The following is a 24,179-nucleotide window of genomic DNA, read 5'->3' as shown; positions in this document are numbered from 1 at the left end:
CAAAAAACTAATTTCAATGACATATCAATAACTCATCCAAAAATAGTTCATGACAATTTGTGCGATAGCACCTGCATTCATCCAGCAGTCATTGAACTGTCAGCAGGATGTCATTTGAAACTGAGATTTTAAGAAGTTAAATAATGTAATGACGGGTAAAGAATTTGAGGTACGAGTGTCAGGGCGTTACACTTCTGCCGCTTGTAACAGATAACGGGATAATGGATTGTGAATAAATTTAAGTTATTAGCACTGGGTGTGCTCATCGCGACGTCAGCCACCGCAGCGCATGCAGAGGGGAAATTTACCCTGGGTGCCGGGGTAGCGGTTTTCGAAAGTCCTTATAAGCAGTACAGTGCCGATGTTTATCCGGTTCCGGTCATCAGCTACGAAAGCGATGATTTCTGGTTCCGTGGTTTTGGCGGTGGTTACTATCTGTGGAACGACCAGTCTGACAAGCTGTCGATTACCGCTTACTGGTCACCCATGTACTTTAAGCCGGGTGACAGCGATAACAATCAGCTGCGCCAGCTCGATCGCCGTAAATCCACCATGATGGCGGGGCTCTCTTACGTCCACAACACGCCATATGGCTTCCTGCGTACCACGCTTGCCGGTGACACGCTCGGCAACAGCAACGGCATCACCTGGGATACCGCGTGGCTTTATCGCTACACCAACGGCGCATTCACCCTGACGCCGGGTATTGGTATCGAGTGGAGCAGTGAAAACCAGAATGACTACTACTACGGGATTTCTGGCGACGAATCGCGCCGCAGTGGCCTTGATCGCTATAACCCGAACAGCAGCTGGTCGCCGTACCTGGAACTGTCTGCGAACTACCGCTTTGCGGGTGACTGGAGCATCTATGGCGCAGCGCGCTATACCCGTCTGACCAGTGAAGTAACCGACAGCCCAATGGTATCCACTTCGTGGAGCGGCCTGGTTTCTACCGGGATCACCTACACCTTCTGATGGTTCTATACCAGCCGGGCACTCCGGCTGGTCGCTTCTGTTTACGGTTATTTATTCACGCGAATGGTTTGACCCAGGCGTGAGGCTTTCTCTTCTCTGGCTTTCTGCGGTACGCTGACGCAGGCCGTCTCAACGCACACGAAGGTTTTATAACCATCATCCGGCATATCGCCCATGCTCACCGACAGCGCCGGGCCCGGGTTCCAGCCTACCACATCGCTGTTATGGTGATGGGTGACTTCGATGCCCCGTTTTAGTGCCCCATCGTGGATCACGCTGCACCCTTCTGCATCAAGGTATACGCGGTCGGTACGATCCGGGAAGGTCTGTACGCCGTCAGCCAGTTTGCCTTCTTCGGCATTATTCACTTTATCAATATAGCGGGAGCCCAGGCCGCTCACTTTCACGGACGCAATGTCGCCAACGTTGAAATAGGTGTGCAGGGCCGAGGTGGTTTCGAACTCGCCGTGCGCTTCGAGCTCAATTTCACACGTTTTACCCAGCTTGAAGCGGGCGTAGAGGGTGAAATCGTGTGGCCACAGTTTGCGGCTTGCCTCGGTGGTCTGCAGCTCAAAAGTCAGCGCTACGCCATTCTCGTCTTCATTGTGGGCTTTCAGTACCCATGGCAGGTTGCGGGCAAAGCCGTGCGCTGGCAGACCCTGTTGCGCCGCCGGACCAAACCATGGCCAGCAGACAGGCACACCGCCGCGAATCGCCACACCATCTTTGAACGCGGTGTTGTTGCTAAGCCACAGCACTTCTTCTTCACCGGCTGGTTTCCAGGAGAGCAGGTGAGCACCCTGCAGGGCAAGCGAGGCTTTCACCTGCGGATGATCAACTACAATCAGCTCCAGCTCGTCGAGCTGGCGGCGGGAAAGTACAGGGGTAAGCTGTTCAACAACCGGGAGAGCAAAAATTTTGTTAATCATGGTGCAATCCTTCGTCAGGTATAAAAAAAGGCGACCGAGGTCGCCTTTTTGTCTTAATCGTTCATCTCAACTTATTTGGAGATGTGAGCGATCAGGTCCAGAACTTTGTTGGAGTAGCCAGTTTCGTTGTCGTACCAGGAAACCAGTTTCACGAAGTTGTCGTTCAGTGCGATACCTGCTTTAGCATCGAATACGGAAGTGCAAACTTCGCCGTTGAAATCGGTAGATACAACGTCGTCTTCGGTGTAACCCAGAACGCCTTTCATTGCGCCTTCAGAAGCGGCTTTGATAGCTTTCTTGATTTCTTCGTAAGACGCTGCTTTTTCCAGACGAACGGTCAGGTCAACAACGGATACGTTCGGAGTTGGAACGCGGAACGCCATACCGGTCAGTTTGCCGTTCAGTTCTGGCAGTACTTTACCTACTGCTTTAGCAGCACCGGTAGAGGACGGGATGATGTTCTGAGCTGCGCCGCGGCCGCCGCGCCAGTCTTTGTGAGACGGGCCATCAACGGTTTTCTGAGTTGCGGTGGTTGCGTGAACGGTGGTCATCAGACCTTCGATGATGCCGAAGTTGTCGTTGATAACTTTAGCCAGCGGAGCCAGGCAGTTGGTGGTGCAGGATGCGTTGGAAACGATGTCCTGGCCAGCGTATTTCTCAAAGTTGGCACCTTTAACGAACATCGGGGTGTCGTCTTTGGACGGGCCAGTCAGAACGACTTTTTTCGCGCCAGCAGTGATGTGCTTACGAGCGGTTTCGTCAGTCAGGAACAGACCAGTTGCTTCAGCAACGATGTCAACGCCCGCTTCGTTCCACTTCAGGTTAGCCGGATCGCGCTCAGCGGTAACACGGATTTTTTTACCGTTTACGATCAGATGACCGTCTTTCACTTCAACGGTACCGTTGAAACGGCCGTGAGTGGAGTCATATTTCAGCATGTATGCCATGTAGTCAGCGTCTAACAGGTCGTTGATTGCAACGATCTCGATGTCAGAACGTTCCTGAGCAGCACGGAAAACAATGCGACCGATACGGCCAAAACCGTTGATACCTACTTTGATAGTCATATATTCCACCAGCTATTTGTTAGTGAATAAAAGGTTGCCTGTAAAATTACAAAAACCTTACGCAGCGTCAAGCGGAATCGTGTCAATCATTGCGACAAATCAATCCTAATGGACAACCTTTGTCCGACTGACTCGCCTCACTCTTCCTATGGGCTTGCAAGCATATGGGGGCTGCGCACGGAATTTTAAAGAGCAATTTGGATAAAAACGTGAGTTAAATCACAAATGACCGACTGCGTATTCGCAACGAGTAAGTTTAGAACAAAAGTCTACGCCCCGGTGTTAATTATTTGTTAGAATCGACCGCAGAGAATGTCGGTTTTTTACAGCGAGATGCGAAGGCATGACAAAGCAAAATAACCCTGAAGAACTGCAAAAAAATCTCACCGAAATGCAGTTCTACGTGACGCAAAAGCACGGGACTGAACCGCCGTTTACCGGCCGTCTGCTGCACAACAAACGCGACGGGGTATACCACTGTCTGGTGTGCGATGCGCCGCTGTTCAATGCGCAGAGCAAGTACGACTCAGGCTGCGGCTGGCCCAGCTTCTACGAGCCGGTGAGCGAAGAGGCTATCCGCTATCTCAATGACTACTCGCACGGGATGCAGCGCACAGAAATTCGCTGCGGCAATTGTGATGCGCATCTGGGGCATGTATTCCCCGATGGTCCGCAGCCTACCGGCGAGCGTTACTGCGTTAACTCTGCCTCAATGAGCTTCACCGACGACCAGAACGGTGAGCAAACCAAAGGTTGAAAAAACGATTCAGCAAATTATTCCACCGGAGTGGGCTGTGATGAATGTTGATGAAATGATAAATGGCATGACGCCGGAAGTGTATCAGCGGCTGGTGACAGCGGTTGAACTGGGTAAATGGCCGGACGGCGTGGCGCTGACGCCCGCCCAGAAAGAGAACAGTTTACAGCTGGTGATGCTGTGGCAGGCGCGCAACAACAGCGACGCACAGCACATGACTATCGACACCCAGGGTCAGATGGTGATGAAGAGTAAGCAACAGCTGAAAGAGGATTTCGGCATCGTGCCGAAGCCTATCGCAACGCTTAAAATGCAGTGACGTATACCCCTCTCCTGTGGGAGAGGGGCTGATACTCGTCGTTAGTGTTTAATCCCAAGCGACGTCGCGAGCTGCTTTGCCAGCTGGTTATGATCGTCGGCACCATATTCCCAGAACATCGCCCCGGCTAATCCCTTCTCCTTGATGTACTGTGCTTTGAGATCCACCGAGCGCGGGTTTTCGTATGAGAGGGCAAACAGCGGCTCGCCGCTGGCTGATTTCACCGACAGCCACGGCACCTTCGCCTGGTCGTCCCAGTGCTCGGTAAAGCGTTTGTGCGGATCGTTCAGCAATTTGCTGACGATATCGTTGTACTTCACGTAGGTATCTTTATCGAGGTCGTAGCCAAGGGAAGTGAACAGCGCTTTTTCAGCCGGGCCAAAGTAGGGCTTCGTCACCGGGTTGTTTTGCGCATCCGATTTGCTCCAGTCAATGCCCGGTTCCACGGCGCGTTTCGGAACCCGGCCATAAAAACCGATACCCAGGTTCATCTGCGAAGGCTTAAGCCCGGCGGCGAGGTAGTTATTCACCACGAAGTCGGTGCTGTACTTATCCGCTGGCGCTACCGTCGGCCAGTGGGTGGAGTCATACAGGTTGGAGTTGAAGTACTGCGTCCCGTAGGCCATGTCGTAGGTCATCAGGTTGATATAGTTCAGCAGCGGGGCGATCGCTTTCACATCCACCCAGCTTTTCGGACTTTCCGCATTTGCCCCCACGGCGATGGTCACCAGTTTTTTCGCTCCCAGCGCCTGGCGCAGCTCTTTCAGCAGCGCGGTAAAGTTATCGCGGTCTGCCGGTTGTTTATCCACCAGACCCCAGGCGCCGTTTACCGGATACTCCCAGTCGAGATCGATACCGTCCAGACCGTAACGATTGATGATTTCCTGCACCGAGCGGATAAAGACCGCGCGGCTCTCTTTGTTATCCGCCGCACCGGAGAAGCCGCGAGCGCCCCAGCCCCCCACCGATAGCAGCACTTTCAGATTCGGGTTTTGCTTACGCAGTGCCGGGATCTTTTGCAGATCGTCCATCACCTTCGGCGACAGCCAGATCTGATGCCGTTTTGCCGGATCTTTAAGCGCGGAGTTCGTCTCCCCGGCTTCGTCGTTGTAGATAAGGCCAAAAGAGTAGTTGAGATGGGTTATCTGACGAACGTCGAGCTTATTGATATCGCCACCCGGCCCGGCCGTGACGTCGCCACCACCGTTGAAATAACCGACTGACATAAGAGATGTTGCGAACGCGCCGGAAGCGCAGAGCAGGGGTAAAGCTGCCACAACTGGCAATAGTTTCATTCTTTTTCCTCTTTGACATGAATAAAAACAGGCCACGGTTATAACGTGGCGAAATAACAACCAGATGAAGCTAGCACCTTCAGCAGAGGAAAACTGCGAAGGTGTTCACGGCGTCTTCGTTAAAGCCAACAACATCGGATCCAGCCAAAACACGCTAATTGTGATCTGCGTTGTGAAAAGAAGATCTAAAATCTGTGTTTTAAAGATTTTGTGTTGACCTCAAAAATAGTATGGATAATGATGAGCGCCATTGATGCAAAACTACACACAGGAAGTCGTAATGAAAGCACTGGCGAGATTTGGTAAGGCCTTTGGTGGCTACAAACTGATTGACGTTCCGGTACCGGTTTGTGGCCCGGAGGATGTAGTGATTGAAGTGAAAGCCGCAGCTATCTGCGGTGCGGACATGAAGCACTACGAGGTAGATAACGGTTCCGACCAGTTTAACTCAATTCGTGGTCATGAGTTTGCCGGGCGTATCGTCCAGGTCGGGGAAAAGGTCAAACACTGGACCGTTGGTCAACGAGTGGTGTCCGATAACACGGGGCATGTTTGTGGCGTTTGTCCCGCTTGTGAGCAGGGCGATTTTCTGTGTTGTACAGAAAAAGTGAATCTGGGGTTGGATAATAACACCTGGGGCGGTGGGTTCTCGAAGTATTGTCTGGTTCCTGGCGAAATCCTTAATATTCATCGCCATGCGCTATGGGAGATCCCGGAAGGTATCGACTATGAAGAGGCCGCCGTTCTGGATCCTATCTGTAACGCCTACAAATCTATCGCGCAGCAATCCAAATTTTTACCAGGTCAGGATGTGGTTGTGATTGGTACAGGACCGTTGGGACTGTTTAGCGTCCAGATGGCCCGCATCATGGGCGCTGTGAATATTGTGATGGTTGGCCTGGAGGAAGATGTTCGGGTGCGTTTCCCGATAGCCAAAGCGCTGGGTGCAACCGCGGTTATCAACGGATCCACCGAGGATGTTGTCGCGCGCTGCCAGGAGATCTGCGGCAAAGACAATCTGGGTCTGGTTATCGAATGCTCAGGAGCCAACATTGCACTCAAACAGTCTATCGAGATGTTGCGCCCGAACGGTGAAGTGGTGCGAGTGGGGATGGGCTTCAAACCACTTGATTTCTCAATCAATGATATTACCGCATGGAACAAAAGCATTATTGGCCATATGGCCTACGACGCAACCTCATGGCGCAATGCGATTCGCCTGCTCGCTAGCGGTGCGATTACCGTGAAGCCGATGATTACCCACCGTATTGGCTTGTCGCAGTGGCGGGAAGGTTTTGACGCCATGGCCGATAAAAGCGCTATCAAAGTCATTATGACCTACGACTTCGATGAGTAAGCCTCGACACTCAGGGTGGTTAGCATGGAACAGATAACAAAACCGCACTGTGGCGCCCGGCTGGATCGTCTGCCGGATTGCCGCTGGCATTCATCAATGTTTGCCATTGTCGCCTTTGGATTACTTGTCTGCTGGAGTAACGCCGTTGGTGGGTTAATTCTTGCGCAGCTTAAAGATCTGGGTTGGGCAGATAATTCGGCGACCGCCACCTTCTCGGCGTTAACCACCGCAGGGATGTTTCTTGGTGCCCTGGTCGGCGGCATTATTGGCGATATTACCGGGCGACGAAACGCTTTTATCCTTTTTGAGGGGATCCACATCGCCGCCATGGTCGTTGGGGCATTCTCGCCGGATATGACCTTCCTTATCGCCTGCCGGTTTGTGATGGGAGTTGGCCTGGGGGCCCTACTGGTGACCCTTTTTGCCGGATTTACGGAGTATGTTCCGGGCAGAAATCGGGGAACCTGGTCGAGTCGGGTGTCGTTTATCGGTAACTGGTCGTATCCGCTGTGCTCGCTGATTGCGATGGGATTAACGCCGTTACTCAGCGCGGACTGGAACTGGCGCGTGCAATTGCTGATCCCGGCCGTACTGTCCCTCATTGCCACTGTCTTCGCCTGGCGCTGGTTCCCGGAGTCTCCACGTTGGCTGGAGTCTCGTGGGCGTTACCAGGAAGCTGAAAAGGTCATGCGGGCTATCGAAGAGGGCGTAATGCGCCAGACCGGCAAACCGCTACCACCTGTGGTGGCTGAAGAGGACAAAACGCCGCCGCGCAGCGTTCCATATTCCGCCTTACTCACCGGGGTTTTATTGAAGCGCGTCATTTTGGGTTCCTGCGTGCTGATTGCCATGAATGTGGTGCAATACACCTTAATTAACTGGTTGCCGACCATCTTTATGACTCAGGGAATAAACCTGAAAGACTCCATCGTCTTAAACACCATGAGTATGTTTGGTGCACCGTTTGGCATATTTATTGCGATGCTGGTGATGGATAAAATTCAGCGAAAAACAATGGGGGTTGGTTTATTAATACTCATTGCTGTACTGGGATATATCTACTCACTGCAGACCAGCATGCTGCTTATTACTCTGATTGGCTTTTTCCTTATTACTTTCGTTTACATGTACGTTTGCTATGCCTCGGCGGTGTATGTGCCGGAGATCTGGCCGACAGAAGCGAAACTTCGGGGCTCAGGGCTGGCAAACGCGGTAGGCCGAATTAGCGGTATTGCCGCTCCCTATGCCGTCGCCGTGTTACTTAACAGCTACGGCGTAACCGGCGTGTTCATCCTGTTAGGTGTGGTTTCGATAATTGTCGCCGTCGCGATCGCGACTATCGGCATAGAAACAAAAGGAGTTTCAGTCGAGAGTTTAAGTATTGATACCGCAATCACTAAATAATATTGATGGAAAAGAGAATGAAAAACTCAAAAGCGATATTAAAAACGCCGGGGACCATGAATATCATCGCTGCTGATATTCCGGTGCCGCAGGATCATGAAGTATTAATTAAAGTCGAATATGTTGGTATCTGTGGTTCTGATGTTCACGGCTTCGAGTCCGGGCCGTTTATTCCACCGAAAGATCCTGACCAGGAGATAGGCCTGGGGCATGAATGTGCGGGGACGGTCGTAGCGACAGGGCGCCTGGTGACGAAGTTCAAAGCGGGTGACAGAGTGAATATCGAGCCTGGCGTACCTTGCGGCCACTGTCGGTACTGCCTGGAGGGGAAATACAACATCTGCCCGGATGTTGATTTTATGGCGACGCAGCCGAATTACCGCGGTGCATTAACCCACTACCTGTGCCACCCGGAGAGCTTTACTTACAAGCTACCGGACAACATGGACACCATGGAAGGTGCGTTGGTCGAACCTGCGGCCGTTGGGATGCATGCCGCTATGCTCGCGGAAGTAAAACCGGGTAAGAAAATCGTCATCCTGGGAGCGGGCTGTATTGGCCTGATGACGCTGCAGGCGTGCCAGTGTCTGGGAGCCACCGAGATTGCCGTTGTGGATGTGCTGGAAAAGCGCCTGGCCATGGCAGAGAAACTTGGGGCAACTACCGTTATCAACGGCGCAACAGAAGATACTCAGGAGAGTTGTCTGCAGTTCTCTGGTGAGATGGGGGCTGATATTGTCTTCGAAACGGCAGGATCTGCTGTCACCGTAAAACAGGCGCCGTACCTGGTGATGCGTGGCGGCAAAATTATGATTGTAGGTACCGTGCCGGGAGATTCGGCGATTAATTTCCTCAAAATTAATCGCGAAGTGTCAATTCAGACCGTTTTCCGCTACGCCAATCGCTACCCGGTTACTATTGAGGCCATCTCCTCGGGTCGATTCGATGTGAAGTCGATGGTCACGCATATTTACGATTACGAAGAAGTGCAACGCGCATTTGATGAGTCAGTAAATAACAAACGCGACATTATTAAAGGCGTTATTAAAATTGTTGGTTAATTGAAACGGGAGAAAGAACATGCTGGCAGATATTAAATACTGGGAAAATGATGCTCAGAACAAGCATTATGCGATTGCGCACTTTAACGTGTGGAATGCAGAAATGCTGATGGGGGTTATTGATGCGGCAGAAGAGGCCAAATCGCCAGTGATTATTTCCTTTGGTACCGGCTTTGTTGGTAATACTTCCTTTGAAGACTTTTCACATATGATGGTCTCAATGGCAGAGAGAGCTTCAGTACCCGTTATTACTCACTGGGATCACGGGCGTAGCATGGAAATTATCCATAATGCATGGACACATGGTATGAACTCGTTGATGCGTGATGCCTCGGCTTCAGACTTCGAAGAGAACATTCGCCTGACCAAAGAAGCGGTCGATTTCTTCCATCCGCTGGGGATCCCAGTAGAGGCTGAGCTGGGGCACGTAGGGAATGAAACCGTATACGAAGAGGCGCTGGCGGGATATCACTATACCGATCCGGACCAGGCAGCCGAATTTGTTGAACGTACCGGCTGCGACTCGCTGGCGGTCGCTATCGGCAACCAGCATGGTGTTTATACCTCGGAGCCGAAACTGAATTTTGACGTGGTGAAGCGGGTACGTGAAGCCGTGTCCGTACCGCTAGTTCTGCATGGAGCTTCTGGTATCAGCGATGCCGATATTAAAACTGCCATTTCGCTCGGCATAGCGAAAATCAATATTCATACCGAACTGTGCCAGGCGGCGATGGTGGCGGTTGATGAGAACCAGGATCAACCTTTCCTGCACTTGCAGCGTGAGGTGCGTAAAGCGGTCAAAGCGCGTGCGCTGGAAAAAATCAAACTTTTCGGCTCAGACGGCAAAGCGGAATGACAATATGGATGATATTGAGGTTCTCTGCATCGGTGCGGCAATAGTCGATATTCCCTTGCAGCCGGTCAGTAAGAATATTTTTGATGTAGACTCTTATCCCCTGGAAAGAATTGCCATGACCACCGGTGGGGATGCCATCAACGAAGCAACAATTATTTCCCGGCTGGGGCATCGTACTGCATTAATGAGTCGAGTGGGTGATGATGCCGCAGGACATTTTATTCTTGAACACTGCCGCAAAGAGAGTATCGATATCCGCAGCATAAAACAGGACCCTGATATTGATACCTCAATTAATGTCGGGCTGGTTACCGCGGATGGAGAGCGTACTTTTGTGACCAATCGCAATGGTAGCCTGTGGCGGTTGAATATTAATGATATTGATTTCAGCCGTTTCTCGCAGGTGAAATTGCTCTCGTTGGCGAGCATTTTTAATAGCCCTTTACTCGACGGTAAAGCATTAACTGAAATCTTTGCGCGGGCCAGGGCGCAGCAGCTGATTATTTGCGCCGACATGATAAAGCCGCGGCTGAATGAAACGCTGGAGGATATTCGCGAAGCACTGAGCTATGTCGATTATCTGTTTCCTAACTTTGAAGAGGCAAAGCAACTCACCGGGAAAACATCGCTCGATGAAATTGCCGATAGCTTTCTTCAGTGCGGCGTCAAAACGGTGGTGATTAAAACTGGTAAGCAAGGCTGCTTTATCAAAAATCATGAGACGCGCATGGCTGTGCCTGCGGTATCAGGGATTACCGCCATCGACACCATCGGTGCTGGCGACAACTTCGCCTCGGGATTTATCTCCGCGCTGCTTGAAGGGAAAACATTGCGTGACTGTGCGCTGTTTGCCAACGTCACCGCCGCGATATCGGTACTCAGCGTGGGGGCGACCACGGGCGTGAAGAATAGAATGCTGGTGGAACAACTTCTTGAAGAATATGAAGGGTAATAACGTCAGATGAATATGATTCCTTTAGGTAGTACGGATATCAAACTTTCCCGTATGGGGCTGGGCACCTGGGCCATTGGCGGCGGTCCGGCATGGAATGGCGATCTCGACCTGCAGATTTGCATCGATACCATTGTCGAAGCACATCGCTGCGGCATTAACCTGATTGATACCGCGCCGGGATATAATTTTGGCAATAGTGAAACCATTGTCGGGCAGGCGCTAAAACAACTACCCCGTGATGAGATGGTAGTAGAAACTAAATGTGGGATTGTCTGGGAGCGAGAAGGCAGCCTGTTCAATAAAGTCGGCGACCGCCAGTTGTATAAAAACCTTTCTGCGGATTCTGTTCGTGAAGAGGTTGAAACAAGTCTGCAGCGTTTGAATATTGATTGTATTGATATTTACATGACGCACTGGCAATCCGTTCCCCCGTTCTTCACGCCGATATCCGAAACTATGGAAACGCTTAATGCGCTGAAGGCCGAAGGTAAAATTCGTGCGATTGGTGCGGCGAACGTCGATGCCAGCCATATCCGTGAGTATCTTAAGCATGGTGAACTGGATATCGTGCAGGCGAAATACAGCATCCTTGACCGGGCGCTGGAAAGCGATCTTCTGCCATTGTGCCGCGAGCACGGGATTGTTGTTCAGGTTTACTCGCCGCTGGAGCAGGGATTATTAACCGGCACAATTGCTCGTGACTATGTGCCGGGCGGGGCGCGGGCGAATAAGGTTTGGTTCCAGCGTGACAATATGCTGCGGGTTATCGACATGCTTGAGCAGTGGCGGCCGCTTTGCGACAAATACCGCACTACGGTTCCAGGACTGGCGCTGGCGTGGATTTTGAAACAAAGCGATTTGATTTCTATCCTCAGTGGGGCAACAGCGCCAGAGCAGGTTCGCGAAAATGTGCAGGCCTTGAGCATCGCATTAACGGATGAAGATGCGTTAATGATGAGAAGAATGGCTGAGGCTCTGGACCACGTATAACGGCAGTAATCATCACCTCTGTTTCTGTGTAAAACACATGAAAATCTGTGATTCAGACGTGTTCTTTTGAAGATAAACATAGCCTGTGAGATACTGAGAACTTATCATGATGTTGAAGGGAACAGAGGTGTAATTGTGGCGGCAAAAGACAGAATTCAGGCAATTAAACAAATGGTTGCCAATGACAAGAAAGTGGTTGTCTCAAATTTGAGCTCAATTTTTCAGGTAACTGAAGAGACGATTCGCCGCGACCTGGAAAAACTCGAAGATGAAGGATTTTTGACCCGTACTTATGGTGGTGCGGTATTAAATAATACCGTGCTGTCTGAAAATATTCATTTTTATAAGAGGGCGAAATCGTTCTATGAAGAGAAACAGACGATTGCCCGTAATGCGTTGCCATTGATTAAAAATAAAACCACTATGGCCGCAGACTCCAGTAGTACGGCAATGGAATTACTAAAACTGCTGAAGGAGCGAGGCGATCTCACTTTATTAACGAATTCAGCCGAAGCTTTTCACGAGCTCGCTTTGTCGGAGATTAATGTTGTTTCCACCGGCGGCGAGTTAAACAAAAGTACTCTCTCTTTGCAGGGACGCATCACCAAAGAGATCATTAGTCGATACCATGTGGACATCATGGTGATGAGCTGTAAAGGTCTGGACAGAGACAGTGGGGCGCTTGACTCGAATGAGGCGGAAGCTGAAATCAAGAAGACCATGATCGCTCAGGCAACAGAAGTCGCCTTGCTGGTCGATCATTCTAAGTTTGATCGTAAAGCCTTTGTCCAGTTAATTGATTTAAGCCATATTAATTACATTATAACGAATAAAGCACCCAGTGCAGAATGGATCGCATATTGCAAAAATAATAGCATCCAGCTTGTTTATTAATGACGGCTACGCGTTTGTTCCTCACTGGTGATGTTAAATAACATGATGATAGATGACGCGGTAAATTAAATTTACCGCGATAGTCATTATTTAAAAACTCTACATTATGCTCTTTCTCTCTTATCGGGAGACCGGAGTCTTTGAGGCATCCAGATGGAACATCACGACAATATTGGCAGCAGACTGGATCAATTACCCTTAGCCCGCTTTCATTATCGTATTTTCGGTATTATCAGTTTTAGCCTACTACTGACCGGGTTTCTCAGCTATTCCGGCAATGTGGTGGTGGCAAAACTAGTGAGCATCGGATGGTCAAATAATTTTCTCAATGCCGCTTTTACCTCGGCGTTGATGTTTGGTTATTTCATCGGTTCCCTGGCGGGCGGTTTTATTGGTGATTATTTCGGCAGACGCCGAGCGTTTCGTATCAACCTGCTGATTGTCGGCATTGCCGCCGCTGCCGCAGCGTTTGTCCCTGATATGTACTGGCTCATTTTCTTCCGCTGCCTGATGGGGACGGGAATGGGGGCACTTATCATGGTGGGTTACGCTTCGTTTACTGAATTTATTCCTGCCAGAGTCCGGGGGAAATGGTCTGCCCGGCTCTCTTTTGTGGGCAACTGGTCTCCTTTGCTGTCGGCGTTGATTGGCGTGGTGGTGATTGCGCATTTTAGCTGGCGGATGATGTTTTTACTCGGAGGGGCTGGCATTCTTTTAGCCTGGTATCTGTCGGGAAAATACTTCATTGAGTCTCCACGCTGGCTGGCGAGCAAGGGCTATCATGGGGCCGCTGAGCAGCACCTACGAGATGTTGAAACTCAGATAGAAAAAGAGAAAAACATGACGCTGCCACCGTTATCCGTATTGCATGGGAGGCGTTCAGGGTGTGAAGAGAATGGCTCTTTTTGGCAGTTATTTCAGGGGCAGATGCTCAGGCGGACGCTGGTGGCAATTACGGTACTGATCGCCATGAATATCTCGCTCTATACCATTACCGTCTGGATCCCAACGATTTTTGTGAACTCAGGTATTGATGTCGCGCGGTCAATCATAATGACTGCCGTTATCATGATTGGCGCACCGGTTGGGATCTTTGTTGCCGCACTGATTATTGACTACTTCCCCCGGAGATTATTCGGTTCGTCGATATTGGCAATTATTGCGATACTGGGTTACTTCTACGCGATTCAGACCGCCGAGTGGGCCATTCTGACCTACGGGCTGGTAATGATTTTTTTCCTGTATATGTATGTCTGCTTTGCATCTGCGGTTTATGTGCCGGAACTGTGGCCCACCCATCTGCGGTTGCGGGGATCTGGCTTCGTCAACGCGGTAGGGCGTATTGTCGCAGCGTTTACTCCCTATGGCGTGGCGGTACTGCTGACGCGGTACGGTTCTGTCACCGTGTTCATTGTGCTGGGTGTGTTGCTGTTGCTCTGCTCGCTGGTGCTGTTTGTCTTTGGTATCGAAACGCGGATGGTTTCGCTTGAGGATATTTCAAGCGTGGGGGGAAAAGTACCTGATGACGATGCCGCCGCCATCAGGTAATGCGTTATTGCTGTGTCTCCAGCCAGTCCGCCACTGTGTATAACGTGGCGCCAGCGGCGGCCATTTCCATAAACGCTCTGGTGCTGTCCTGCGGGTCAATGTTGACTCCACGGCAGCCGTCGGTGATGACGTTCACCGCGTATCCGAGTTTCAGGGCGTCGAGCACGGTAAACTTCACGCAGTAGTCCGTGGCGAGACCGGACACCAGCAGTTCGCGGATTTCATGGTGGCGAAGCCATTCATCGAGCCCGGTTTTCTGCCGATGACCGTTGTCGAAAAACGCGCTATAGCTATCGATATTACGATGCTCGCCTTTGGTAAATACCGCATCAATCGCCTGGTGCTGCAACAGCGGATGCAGTGCGGCACCTTCGCTGTGCTGCACGCAGTGATCCGGCCACCAGGTTTGCGGCAGCCCGTCCAGCACACCCTGTGAGTAGGGCTCTGCCTGATGCTGGCTGGCGAAACTACCGTGATCGGCAGGGTGCCAGTCCTGGCTTGCCACTACCGCATCGCCGCGCGCCTTGCACCAGCCGATAAGCTGATTTGCCACATCGATAGTGCTATCACCTTCCGGTACGGCAAGCGCGCCGCCGGCGCAAAAATCGTTTTGTAGATCAACCAGCAACAATGCACGATGGCTCATGGTCACTCCTTAATCATCCTGCGTCAGCTCGCCGCGCAGGTTCTGCTGCATCGCGATGCGCATCTCTTCCACGTCGAGATCCTGACTTAACAGATAGTGAAGCTTAGTCAGCGTCGCCTCAACGGTCATGTCGGCACCGCCAATCACCCCGGCATGCGCCAGCGCGTTACCGGTGGCATAGCCGCCCATATTCACCTTGCCAGACATACACTGGGTTAGATTAATCACCAGAATGCCGCGCTGGCTGGCCTGCGCCAGTTCCTGGAGAAACTCACCGTTCTGAGGCGCATTGCCGACGCCATAGGAGCGCAGGATCAGCGCTTTCACCGGCTGGCGCAGGAAGTTACGCACCACTTCGGCGGAAATTCCCGGGTAGATGGTGACCACACCAATCGGCTGTGGGGTAATCGGATGAACGATCAGCTCACCCTCGCCGTGAGGGGCCGCTGGGGTATTGAGGCGGCGGATATGGATCCCGGCCTCCAGCAGCGGCGGCAGGTTAGGGGAGGCAAAGGCATCAAAGCCGTCGGCGTGGGCTTTAGTGGTGCGGTTGCCCCGGAACAGACGGTTGTTGAAAAACAGCGTCACTTCGTTGATCGGGTAGTTTGCTGCCACGTACAGTGCGTTCAGCAGGTTGATCTGCCCGTCAGAGCGCAGCTCCGCGAGCGGGATTTGCGAACCGGTCACGATCACCGGCTTGCCCAGGTTCTCCAGCATGAAGGAGAGAGCCGAGGCGGTGAACGCCATAGTGTCGGTGCCGTGCAGGATCACGAAACCGTCGTACTCGTCGTAATGGGCCTTAATATCGTCGGCGATATGCTGCCAGTCTTCCGGCGTCATGTCCGAAGAGTCCATCAGCGGCGCGTATTCGTGAATGGTGAAGGAGGGCATCTCCGGGCGATGGAATTCAGGCATCAGCGCCAGCTGGCGCTGCAGGTGACCAGAGACAGGAATGTAACCGTGTTCGGAGCGTTGCATACCGATGGTACCGCCGGTGTAGGCAACGTAGATTGATTTCTTTTGCATGGTATCAGGCTATGACATAAAGAAAATCCCCTCCATTCGGAGGGGATAAGGATTAACGTATATTGGCGCAGGTCAGGCAAATTGCATAGCGGTTTTGCGGATCGTTAAAGACCGCAAGCTTGTCGCTCTCCGCTTTCACTGCATTTGCCGCCGTAGCCAGCGGGGCCGGAAGGGCGGCCTGAATCGCGGCTGGCAGCGCTGCGCGTACAGAACCGGTCAGGCTATCGAGCACCATGTTGAAGAACGACGGTTCGTCCTGATAGTACTCAATATGCCACTGTTTGAGCTTCGCCAGCTCGGCCGCTTTTGCTACCGCATCATCGAAGTCGCCGAGACTGTCGACCAGACCGTTGGTTTTCGCGTCGGTACCGGTCCAGACGTGGCCCTGGGCAATTTTATCTACCTGTTCCGGTGTGCTGTTACGAGCATTCGCCACCAGGGTGATAAAGCGCTTGTAGCCATTCTCAATACTGAGCTGCATCATCTCCTGCACTTCCTGCGGCAGCGCTTTGGTGAGCGACACGTCCGCCAGCGGTGAAGTGGCAACGCCATCGGTGTGAACGCCAACGGAATCAAGCGTATTTTCCACGGTATTGATAACGCCAAAGATGCCGATGGAACCAGTCAGGGTGCTTGGGTTAGCAATGATGTAGTTAGCCGGGGTGGAGATCCAGTAACCGCCGGATGCCGCCATACCCCCCATCGATACCACAATCGGTTTGCCTGCGGCTTTCGCGGCTGCCAGTTCCGAACGGATAACTTCAGATGCCGTCACGCTGCCGCCCGGGCTGTTCACCCGCAGGACAATCGCTTTCACTTTCGGGTCAAGGCGCGCGTCGCGGATCTGCGCGGCGGTGGTATCACCCCCAACGTTCCCCGGCGTTTCCTGGCCGTCCATGATGGCGCCATTGGCGAAGATAACCGCCACGCTGTCGCCCTGATCGGACGGTGTTTTCAGCGCATAATCGTAGAAGCTGATGTTACGGAAGTTTTTGTCCGCTTTGCTCCAGCCAAACTGTTTGGTCAGCGCTTTTTCCACTTCAGCGCTGGAGGCCAGTACGTCCACCAGTTTGTTATCAAGCGCGTACTTCGCGGTGTCACCGTCGGTTTTACGCAGGCCTTCGAGCATCTCTTTCGCACCCGAGAACACCTGCTGCGGCGTTATCTGGCGGTTGGCGGCAACGGTGGTCAGGTAGTTCTGCCACAGTTCGCCAATCCAGCGGCTGTCGGCTTCGCGCGCTGCCGGTGACATATCATCACGGATAAACGGCTCAACGGCAGATTTATAGGTCCCGACGCGGAAGACGTGGGTCGAGACTTTCAGCTTGTCGAGCAGGGCTTTGTAGTACAGGCCGTTGGTTGCGAAGCCATGTAAATCAACAACGCCCTGTGGGGAGAGGTAAATTTTATTGGCGAAGCTCGCCAGATAGTACTGGCCCTGGCTGTAGTTATCGCCCACGGCATACACCGGTTTGCCGCTGTCGCGGAATTCGCGCAGCGCTTTGCCGATATACTGCATGGAGGGCTGGTCGGCCCCGGCGAAATCTTTCAGATCCAGCACGATACCGGTGATGTTGCGATCATCTTTTGCCTGACGAATGGTCTGCACGATATCGAACAGGGAGTTTTCCTGCAGACGATCCGAGCTTGCGCCCAGCAGCTGACGGCTTAGCGCGCCGATTTTACCGCTGGTCGAAGGCTTATCCACCACCACGCCGGTAATATTCAGCGTTAATGCGCCGCGGGCGGTGCGTTCAGAGGTGCTGCTGCTGAACTGCAGCCACACGCCAACCACCACCAGCACAATCAGAATAAAGAACAAATTCAGCACCAGCTCACGGACAAAATTGAGCAAGCGCCAGGTCCATTTAAAGAATCCGGCAAAAATTCGCCATAGGGTTCGCATGTATTCTCCCTGACAAAACAGATAAAGAGGGCGCAACTGCAGGCGCAACGTTGGGTTATCCTAAAGTTCCCGTCAGCGATTGTCAGCAGGAATCGCCTCCGGTGCTGTAACAATTTCCACTCGCATGTTAATTTTATGAAAAATAACGTCACAGGAGCAGCTTAAATGGACGCACTCGAATTATTGATTAATCGCCGCAGCGCCTCCCGTCTGGCCGAACCGGCCCCGGCGGGTGAGCAATTAGAGAATATTTTACGCGCCGGGATGCGTGCCCCGGATCACGGTACTCTGCAGCCGTGGCAATTTTTCGTGATTGAAGGCGAGGGGCGCGAGCGTTTCAGCCAGCTGCTGGAGCGCGGTGCCGTCGCTGCCGGGCAGGACGAAAAGGCGATTGAGAAAGCACGCAATGCACCGTTCCGCGCGCCGCTCATCATTGCCGTCGTCGCGAAGTGCCAGGAGCATCACAAGGTACCGAAGTGGGAGCAGGAGATGTCGGCGGGCTGCGCGGTGATGGCAATGCAGATGGCGGCAGTGGCGCAGGGCTTTAACGGTATCTGGCGCAGCGGCGCGTTGACCGAAAGCGACCTCGTTCGCGAAGGGCTGAAGTGCCGTTCGGAAGATAAAATTGTCGGCTTCCTGTACCTCGGTACACCACAGCTGAAGGCCTCTACCACCGTTAGCGTTGCTGATACCGCGCCGTTCGTGGTGCGTTTCTGACGCGTTGATTTTTTGTGGCCGGGCACTGCTGCCCGGCCCATCATGCTTATTTCTTCTGTTTTGCGAACTCGTCTTTCGCTTTCTGTAATTGCTGCTGGAATGCCGGGTTGGTGTGCAGCGTGGCGACAACCGCTGAACCGACGACCCTTGCTGCATCCACATCGCTCTGCCAGTGATAGCCGCAGATCACTCGGCTTTGCCCCAGCTCAAAGCCGCGTTTTAAGATGTCGTTCTGTCGCTGCGGGTTTATCTCTGCCAGTACCAGCGCCGTAGCCCAGCCGATAGAGGTGTGGCCCGACGGGTATGAACCGTTTTTCGACAGCTTATCCTGCTCAGTGGTGTTGCAGGTGGATACGCCGTAGAAGGCAAACGGGCGAATACGCATGTACTTCTCTTTCGCCCCGCGGGTCGCCAGATCGCCCGCGTCCTCAATCATGTTAGTCAGAAGCTTGTGCAGCTCTGGTGCGTCTTTTTCGGTGATCGGCGAGCCAAACGCGCCGGAGAAGGCGTTAGCCACGCCGCCGCCGCTGAGGTTGGCATCTTCCGCCGCGAGCTTACCGCGCTCGGTGCCGCGCAGCAGGCGACCTTTCTCATACATCGCCTGATCGTTCAGAAACGCAATACTGCCGACTTCCGGCGGCGGTGGCAGCAGTGCCAGGCTGTCAATCGCCTGCGCATTGGTCAGGTAATACAGATCGGGCTTTGTGGTGGCATCGTTGCCTGAAGGGGCAAGAGCAAAAGCGCTGGTGGTAAACAACCCGGCAAGACACAAAGCTATCACGCGTTTCTTCATCATTTATTCCTTTCTAATGGGAAAACTCCTGCTGACAACCGTTTCGTTGTCATAATTCTGTCATATTGTAGTAAAAGTAAAATCAACGTTAAAAACATTGCCCTGGCTCGCAAAACGCAGGTTTTGTCTGCTTAATGAGCAACAGTGCGCGAAATCAGACGGCAACACTTACCTGTACGGCGTTTGGGCGCTAACATATCCGGATTGCAATGACAGGAGATGTCCATGAGCGAGCAAGCCATTCGTTTAACGCAATACAGCCACGGAGCCGGTTGCGGTTGTAAAATTTCCCCCAAAGTGCTGGAAACTATCCTGCATAGTGAGCAGGCGAAGTTTATCGACCCGAACCTGCTTGTCGGTAACGAGACCCGCGACGACGCGGCGGTCTACGATCTGGGTAACGGTACTTCCGTTATCAGCACTACCGATTTCTTCATGCCTATCGTCGATAATCCGTTTGATTTTGGCCGCATCGCCGCGACCAACGCCATCAGCGATATTTTTGCCATGGGCGGCAAACCTATTATGGCGATCGCCATTCTCGGCTGGCCAATCGAAAAACTGGCGCCGGAGATAGCCCGTGAGGTGATTGAAGGCGGGCGCTTTGCCTGTCAGCAGGCGGGGATAGCCCTTGCCGGCGGCCACTCTATCGATGCCCCGGAGCCGATTTTCGGCCTCGCGGTTACCGGTATCGTACCGACCGAGCGGGTGAAGAAAAACAGCACCGCGCAGGCGGGATGCAAGCTGTTCCTGACCAAACCGCTGGGCATCGGTGTGCTGACCACCGCCGAGAAAAAATCGCTGCTGAAGCCAGAACACAAAGGCCTCGCTACCGAAGTGATGTGCCAGATGAACCTCGCGGGCGCCGCTTTTGCCAACATTGAAGGCGTGAAGGCGATGACCGACGTCACCGGTTTTGGCCTGCTCGGACACCTGAGCGAAATGTGTCAGGGCGCAGGTGTACAGGCGCAGGTGCGCTTTGCCGATGTGCCAAAACTGCCGGGCGTGGAAGAGTACATCAAGCTGGGCGCCGTGCCGGGCGGTACCGGGCGTAACTTTGCAAGCTACGGTCATCTGATGGGCGAAATGCCGGATGAGTGGCGCGCGCTGATGTGCGATCCGCAAACGTCCGGTGGGCTACTGCTGGCCGTCGCACCAGGTTCAGAGACCGAAGTGCAGGCCGCCGCGGCTGAGTTTGGTATTACGCTGACCGCTATTGGTGAGCTTATCACCGCGCGTGGTGGACGACCGATGATCGAGATTCGTTAATTCGATGCGGCTGTTTATTGCGGAAAAGCCGAGTCTGGGCCGCGCCATTGCCGATGTGCTGCCAAAGCCACATCGCAAAGGCGACGGCTATATAGAGTGTGGTAACGGGCAGGTGGTGACCTGGTGTATCGGTCACCTGCTGGAGCAGGCGCAGCCGGATATCTACGACAGCCGCTACGCCCGCTGGAATCTGGCAGACCTGCCGATTGTGCCGGAGAAGTGGCAGCTCCAGCCGCGTCCTTCGGTGACCAAACAGCTCAACGTTATCAAGCGGTTTCTTCATGAAGCCAGCGAAGTCATTCACGCCGGAGACCCGGATCGCGAAGGACAGTTGCTGGTGGATGAAGTGCTGGATTACCTGCAGCTGTCCCCGGAAAAGCGTCAGCAGGTACAGCGTTGCCTGATTAACGATCTCAACCCGCAGGCGGTAGAACGGGCGATTTCGCGCCTGCGTGCCAACAGCGAGTTTATTCCGCTTTGCGTATCTGCTCTGGCCCGTGCCCGCGCTGACTGGCTGTACGGCATCAACATGACCCGCGCCTGGACGCTGCTTGGGCGCAATGCCGGGTACCAGGGGGTGCTGTCGGTGGGGCGTGTACAGACGCCGGTGCTGGGGCTGGTGGTTCGCCGTGACGAAGAGATAGCAAACTTTGTCGCTAAAGACTTCTTCGAGGTGAAAGCGCATATCGTCACGCCAAAAGACGAGCGCTTTACCGCCACCTGGCAGCCGAGCGAGGCCTGTGAACCGTACCAGGATGAAGAAGGACGCCTGCTGCATCGCCCGCTGGCAGAGCACGTGGTTAACCGTATCGGTGGTCAACCGGCTATCGTTACCGCATACAACGACAAGCGCGACTCTGAGGCCGCACCGCTGCCGTTTTCACTTTCGGCCCTGCAGATTGAAGCCGCCAAACGCTACGCTCTGAGTGCGCAAAACGTACTGGATATCTGCCAGAAGCTGTATGAAACCCACAAACTGATTACCTATCCGCGCTCCGACTGCCGCTACCTGCCTGAAGAGCATTTTGCCGGTCGTCACGCGGTGCTGAACGCGATTGGCGTGCACGCGCCTGGCCTGCTGCCGCAGCCTGCGGTGGATGTCGATACGCGTAACCGCTGCTGGGACGATAAAAAGGTTGATGCCCACCACGCGATTATCCCTACGGCGCGCAGTTCGTCCGTGCATCTGAGCGAGAACGAAGCCAGGGTGTACGAACTGGTGGCGCGTCAGTATCTGATGCAGTTCTGCACCGACGCGGTGTATCGCAAGTGTCAGATCGATCTCGATATCGCCAACGGCAAATTTATCGCCAAAGCACGTTTCCTGGCGGAAGCGGGCTGGCGCACGTTGTTAGGCGCAAAGGAGCGTGACGAAGAGAACGACGGCACGCCGCTGCCGGTGGTCGCGAAAGACGATACGCTGTTGTGCGAAAAGGGTGAGGTGGTTGAACGTCAGACGCAGCCGCCGCGCCATTTTACCGATGCGACGCTGCTTTCGGCGATGACCGGTATCGCCCGTTTTGTGCAGGACAAAGACCTGAAAAAAGTGCTGCGCGCAACCGACGGCCTGGGGACGGAGGCAACCCGCGCCGGAATTATCGAGCTGCTGTTCAAGCGCGGCTTCCTGACCAAGAAAGGGCGTTATATTCACTCAACCGATCCAGGAAAGGCGCTGATCCACTCGCTGCCTGAACTGGCATCGCGCCCGGATATGACCGCGCACTGGGAATCGGTGCTGACGCAAATCAGCGAAAAGCAGTGTCGGTATCAGGACTTTATGTACCCGCTGGTCGGCACACTGCACGAGCTGATTGAGCTGGCGCGCGGCACCCGAGTCAGCCAGTTCCGGGGGCTGGTCGCGCCCGGCGGCGAGACGCCGAAGAAGAAAACCTTCAGCAAGGCGAAGAAAAAGAAACCGGCAGAGCCGGAGGCGTCCTGACGATATCGCTTACCCGACCTACGCGCAAACGTAGGCCGGGTAAGGCGCATCCGGCAATCGACGTGACTTAAATTACGCCCTGCGCCAGCATCGCGTTGGCAACCTTAACGAAGCCCGCGATGTTGGCACCCTGCACGTAGTGCGTTTGTTTACCTTCACCACCGTACTCGACGCAGGCATGGTGAATATCCAGCATGATGTGGTGCAAACGCGCATCTACTTTTTCTGCTTTCCAGCCCATGCGCGCCGCGTTCTGCGCCATCTCAAGACCGGACGTCGCGACGCCACCGGCGTTGGCCGCTTTACCTGGCGCAAACAGTACGCCAGCCTCAAGGAACAGGTCGGTGGCCGCGATGGTGGTTGGCATGTTCGCGCCTTCTGCCACCGCCTTCACGCCGCCCGCAATCAGCGCGCGGGCTGCATCGACGTCCAGCTCGTTCTGCGTGGCACACGGCAGGGCGATATCCACCGGCACTGACCACGGCTGCTGGCCTTCCAGATACTGAAGGCCAAACTCGCGAGCGTAGTCGGCAACGCGACCATCGCGGCTGGCTTTGATCTCGCAAAGACGAGCAAGTTTTTCAGCGTTGAAGCCCGCTTCATCTACCACGGTACCGCTGGAGTCAGAGGCGGTGACCACCCGGGCGCCGAGCGCCATCGCTTTTTCGATAGCGTACTGCGCCACGTTGCCAGAACCGGATACCGCAACGCGCATCCCTTCAAAGCCCAGACCGTGGCGCTTCAGCATCGCATCGGTGAAGTAGATAAGGCCGTAGCCGGTGGCTTCCGGGCGGATCAGGCTGCCGCCAAACGACAACCCCTTACCGGTGAAGACGCAGGAGGTATCGTTGGAGAGCTTTTTCATCATCCCGGCCATAAAGCCCACTTCGCGGGCGCCCACGCCGATATCGCCCGCCGGTACGTCGGTGTCTGAGCCGAGGTGGCGGTACAGCTCGGTCATCAGCGCCTGGCAAAAACGCATAATTTCGCCTTCGCTTTTACCTTTAGGGTCAAAATCGCTGCCGCCTTTACCACCGCCCATCGGCAGGGTGGTCAGGGCGTTTTTGAAGGTCTGCTCAAAGCCAAGGAACTTCAGAATCGACAGGTTAACCGAGGGATGAAAGCGCATGCCGCCCTTAAAGGGACCGATTGCCGAGCTAAACTGCACGCGCCAGGCGCGGTTTACCTGCACCTGATTACGATCGTCAACCCAGGTGACGCGGAACTGGATGACGCGCTCTGGCTCTACCAGGCGCTCCAGCAGCGACATCTGACGATAGCGCGGATTGTGTTCGAGGAATGGCCACAGCGTGGTCATCACTTCCCGTACGGCCTGCGCGAATTCCGGCTGATGCGGGTCGCGCTGCTGTACCCCTGAGAGAAATGATTCCAGAGACGGTTTCTGTTCCATAGATATAAGAACCTCTTATGATTGTTAGTAATTGTATTTGCTAAGATTATAATTATTGGAAACGA

At 53.6% G+C, this 24,179-nt stretch carries 22 protein-coding genes; 14 read left to right on the top strand and 8 right to left on the bottom strand.

Going from position 1 to position 24,179, the window contains the following annotated elements:
- Positions 1-228: 228 nt before the first annotated feature.
- Positions 229-975 (top strand): MipA/OmpV family protein, encoded by a 747-nt coding sequence (locus tag C7387_RS07965; RefSeq protein WP_120816443.1) that lies wholly within the window; start codon positions 229-231, stop codon positions 973-975.
- 47 nt (positions 976-1,022) lie between these two features.
- Here C7387_RS07965 and C7387_RS07960 read toward each other — a convergent pair whose 3' ends face one another.
- Complete coding sequence (locus tag C7387_RS07960) at positions 1,023-1,904, bottom strand: D-hexose-6-phosphate mutarotase (RefSeq protein ID WP_006819572.1); 882 nt, start codon at positions 1,902-1,904, stop codon at positions 1,023-1,025.
- Positions 1,905-1,975: 71 nt separating this feature from the next.
- The gene (gene gapA, locus C7387_RS07955) at positions 1,976-2,971 is read right to left on the bottom strand and encodes a glyceraldehyde-3-phosphate dehydrogenase (protein ID WP_006819573.1); all 996 of its coding nucleotides are present in this window, start codon (positions 2,969-2,971) and stop codon (positions 1,976-1,978) included.
- Positions 2,972-3,314: 343 nt separating this feature from the next.
- On the opposite strand from gapA, the gene msrB reads away from it, so the two are divergent.
- Together msrB and C7387_RS07945 are read left to right on the top strand one after the other, a co-directional pair.
- Positions 3,315-3,728, top strand: coding sequence for a peptide-methionine (R)-S-oxide reductase MsrB (gene msrB / locus C7387_RS07950; RefSeq protein ID WP_112471414.1), 414 nt, complete (start codon positions 3,315-3,317; stop codon positions 3,726-3,728).
- A gap of 40 nt (positions 3,729-3,768) precedes the next feature.
- Complete coding sequence (locus C7387_RS07945) at positions 3,769-4,047, top strand: YeaC family protein (protein WP_006819575.1); 279 nt, start codon at positions 3,769-3,771, stop codon at positions 4,045-4,047.
- Positions 4,048-4,088: 41 nt separating this feature from the next.
- Here C7387_RS07945 and chiD read toward each other — a convergent pair whose 3' ends face one another.
- Entirely contained in the window at positions 4,089-5,342 is a 1,254-nt protein-coding gene (gene chiD / locus C7387_RS07940; protein WP_120816442.1) for a chitinase ChiD, read from the bottom strand.
- A gap of 280 nt (positions 5,343-5,622) precedes the next feature.
- Here chiD and C7387_RS07935 point away from each other — a divergent pair, with 280 nt between their 5' ends.
- From C7387_RS07935 to C7387_RS07900, 8 genes are all read left to right on the top strand, one after another.
- Positions 5,623-6,699: a zinc-binding dehydrogenase gene (locus tag C7387_RS07935; RefSeq protein WP_120816441.1), complete on the top strand. Its 1,077-nt coding sequence runs from the start codon at positions 5,623-5,625 to the stop codon at positions 6,697-6,699.
- Positions 6,700-6,723: 24 nt separating this feature from the next.
- On the top strand, positions 6,724-8,103 hold the full coding sequence (locus C7387_RS07930; RefSeq protein ID WP_120816440.1) for an MFS transporter: 1,380 nt from the start codon (positions 6,724-6,726) through the stop codon (positions 8,101-8,103).
- Positions 8,104-8,120: 17 nt separating this feature from the next.
- Positions 8,121-9,164: an NAD(P)-dependent alcohol dehydrogenase gene (locus C7387_RS07925; protein ID WP_120816439.1), complete on the top strand. Its 1,044-nt coding sequence runs from the start codon at positions 8,121-8,123 to the stop codon at positions 9,162-9,164.
- 19 nt (positions 9,165-9,183) lie between these two features.
- The gene (locus C7387_RS07920) at positions 9,184-10,020 is read left to right on the top strand and encodes a ketose-bisphosphate aldolase (RefSeq protein WP_006819580.1); all 837 of its coding nucleotides are present in this window, start codon (positions 9,184-9,186) and stop codon (positions 10,018-10,020) included.
- A gap of 4 nt (positions 10,021-10,024) precedes the next feature.
- Complete coding sequence (locus C7387_RS07915) at positions 10,025-10,972, top strand: carbohydrate kinase family protein (RefSeq protein WP_120816438.1); 948 nt, start codon at positions 10,025-10,027, stop codon at positions 10,970-10,972.
- A gap of 9 nt (positions 10,973-10,981) precedes the next feature.
- A complete protein-coding gene (gene ydjG, locus C7387_RS07910) occupies positions 10,982-11,965 on the top strand; it encodes an NADH-dependent methylglyoxal reductase (protein WP_038258051.1) in 984 nt (327 codons plus the stop codon).
- Positions 11,966-12,100: 135 nt separating this feature from the next.
- Entirely contained in the window at positions 12,101-12,859 is a 759-nt protein-coding gene (locus tag C7387_RS07905) for a DeoR/GlpR family DNA-binding transcription regulator (RefSeq protein ID WP_038258124.1), read from the top strand.
- A 153-nt stretch (positions 12,860-13,012) separates the two neighbouring features.
- Positions 13,013-14,407, top strand: coding sequence for an MFS transporter (locus C7387_RS07900; protein WP_120816437.1), 1,395 nt, complete (start codon positions 13,013-13,015; stop codon positions 14,405-14,407).
- 4 nt (positions 14,408-14,411) lie between these two features.
- Here the strand turns inward: C7387_RS07900 and pncA are convergent, their stop codons facing one another.
- From pncA to sppA, 3 genes are read right to left on the bottom strand one after another with little or no spacing between them, the layout of a single operon-like run.
- Entirely contained in the window at positions 14,412-15,053 is a 642-nt protein-coding gene (gene pncA / locus C7387_RS07895) for a bifunctional nicotinamidase/pyrazinamidase (RefSeq protein WP_120816436.1), read from the bottom strand.
- Positions 15,054-15,062: 9 nt separating this feature from the next.
- The gene (ansA, locus tag C7387_RS07890) at positions 15,063-16,079 is read right to left on the bottom strand and encodes an asparaginase (protein WP_120816435.1); all 1,017 of its coding nucleotides are present in this window, start codon (positions 16,077-16,079) and stop codon (positions 15,063-15,065) included.
- Between the two features lie 52 nt (positions 16,080-16,131).
- Positions 16,132-17,985, bottom strand: a complete 1,854-nt coding sequence (gene sppA, locus C7387_RS07885; protein ID WP_120816434.1) for a signal peptide peptidase SppA — start codon at positions 17,983-17,985, stop codon at positions 16,132-16,134.
- 165 nt (positions 17,986-18,150) lie between these two features.
- Here sppA and C7387_RS07880 point away from each other — a divergent pair, with 165 nt between their 5' ends.
- A complete protein-coding gene (locus C7387_RS07880) occupies positions 18,151-18,702 on the top strand; it encodes an NAD(P)H nitroreductase (RefSeq protein ID WP_006819588.1) in 552 nt (183 codons plus the stop codon).
- Positions 18,703-18,748: 46 nt separating this feature from the next.
- On the opposite strand, the gene phoC is transcribed toward C7387_RS07880, so the two are convergent.
- A complete protein-coding gene (gene phoC / locus C7387_RS07875; RefSeq protein WP_038258046.1) occupies positions 18,749-19,495 on the bottom strand; it encodes an acid phosphatase PhoC in 747 nt (248 codons plus the stop codon).
- A gap of 225 nt (positions 19,496-19,720) precedes the next feature.
- Here phoC and selD point away from each other — a divergent pair, with 225 nt between their 5' ends.
- Positions 19,721-20,764, top strand: coding sequence for a selenide, water dikinase SelD (gene selD / locus C7387_RS07870; protein ID WP_040903487.1), 1,044 nt, complete (start codon positions 19,721-19,723; stop codon positions 20,762-20,764).
- A gap of 4 nt (positions 20,765-20,768) precedes the next feature.
- Positions 20,769-22,703: a DNA topoisomerase III gene (locus C7387_RS07865; protein WP_120816433.1), complete on the top strand. Its 1,935-nt coding sequence runs from the start codon at positions 20,769-20,771 to the stop codon at positions 22,701-22,703.
- 67 nt (positions 22,704-22,770) lie between these two features.
- Here C7387_RS07865 and gdhA read toward each other — a convergent pair whose 3' ends face one another.
- Positions 22,771-24,114 (bottom strand): NADP-specific glutamate dehydrogenase, encoded by a 1,344-nt coding sequence (gene gdhA, locus C7387_RS07860; protein WP_120816432.1) that lies wholly within the window; start codon positions 24,112-24,114, stop codon positions 22,771-22,773.
- Positions 24,115-24,179 lie beyond the last annotated feature (65 nt).

This window comes from Yokenella regensburgei, assembly GCF_003634235.1.
Taxonomy (GTDB): Bacteria; Pseudomonadota; Gammaproteobacteria; order Enterobacterales; family Enterobacteriaceae; genus Yokenella; species Yokenella regensburgei.
The sequence above is the reverse complement of the archived record's forward strand: the minus strand, read 5'-3'. Positions and strand labels throughout refer to the sequence as shown.

Coding starts and splice junctions, on each gene's coding strand:
- C7387_RS07960 (WP_006819572.1), bottom strand. CDS start 1,904: ATGATTAACAAAATTTTTGCTCTCCCGGTTGTTGAACAGCTTACCCCT.
- gapA (WP_006819573.1), bottom strand. CDS start 2,971: ATGACTATCAAAGTAGGTATCAACGGTTTTGGCCGTATCGGTCGCATT.
- msrB (WP_112471414.1), top strand. CDS start 3,315: ATGACAAAGCAAAATAACCCTGAAGAACTGCAAAAAAATCTCACCGAA.
- C7387_RS07945 (WP_006819575.1), top strand. CDS start 3,769: ATGAATGTTGATGAAATGATAAATGGCATGACGCCGGAAGTGTATCAG.
- chiD (WP_120816442.1), bottom strand. CDS start 5,342: ATGAAACTATTGCCAGTTGTGGCAGCTTTACCCCTGCTCTGCGCTTCC.
- C7387_RS07935 (WP_120816441.1), top strand. CDS start 5,623: ATGAAAGCACTGGCGAGATTTGGTAAGGCCTTTGGTGGCTACAAACTG.
- C7387_RS07930 (WP_120816440.1), top strand. CDS start 6,724: ATGGAACAGATAACAAAACCGCACTGTGGCGCCCGGCTGGATCGTCTG.
- C7387_RS07925 (WP_120816439.1), top strand. CDS start 8,121: ATGAAAAACTCAAAAGCGATATTAAAAACGCCGGGGACCATGAATATC.
- C7387_RS07920 (WP_006819580.1), top strand. CDS start 9,184: ATGCTGGCAGATATTAAATACTGGGAAAATGATGCTCAGAACAAGCAT.
- C7387_RS07915 (WP_120816438.1), top strand. CDS start 10,025: ATGGATGATATTGAGGTTCTCTGCATCGGTGCGGCAATAGTCGATATT.
- ydjG (WP_038258051.1), top strand. CDS start 10,982: ATGAATATGATTCCTTTAGGTAGTACGGATATCAAACTTTCCCGTATG.
- C7387_RS07900 (WP_120816437.1), top strand. CDS start 13,013: ATGGAACATCACGACAATATTGGCAGCAGACTGGATCAATTACCCTTA.
- pncA (WP_120816436.1), bottom strand. CDS start 15,053: ATGAGCCATCGTGCATTGTTGCTGGTTGATCTACAAAACGATTTTTGC.
- ansA (WP_120816435.1), bottom strand. CDS start 16,079: ATGCAAAAGAAATCAATCTACGTTGCCTACACCGGCGGTACCATCGGT.
- sppA (WP_120816434.1), bottom strand. CDS start 17,985: ATGCGAACCCTATGGCGAATTTTTGCCGGATTCTTTAAATGGACCTGG.
- C7387_RS07880 (WP_006819588.1), top strand. CDS start 18,151: ATGGACGCACTCGAATTATTGATTAATCGCCGCAGCGCCTCCCGTCTG.
- phoC (WP_038258046.1), bottom strand. CDS start 19,495: ATGAAGAAACGCGTGATAGCTTTGTGTCTTGCCGGGTTGTTTACCACC.
- selD (WP_040903487.1), top strand. CDS start 19,721: ATGAGCGAGCAAGCCATTCGTTTAACGCAATACAGCCACGGAGCCGGT.
- C7387_RS07865 (WP_120816433.1), top strand. CDS start 20,769: ATGCGGCTGTTTATTGCGGAAAAGCCGAGTCTGGGCCGCGCCATTGCC.
- gdhA (WP_120816432.1), bottom strand. CDS start 24,114: ATGGAACAGAAACCGTCTCTGGAATCATTTCTCTCAGGGGTACAGCAG.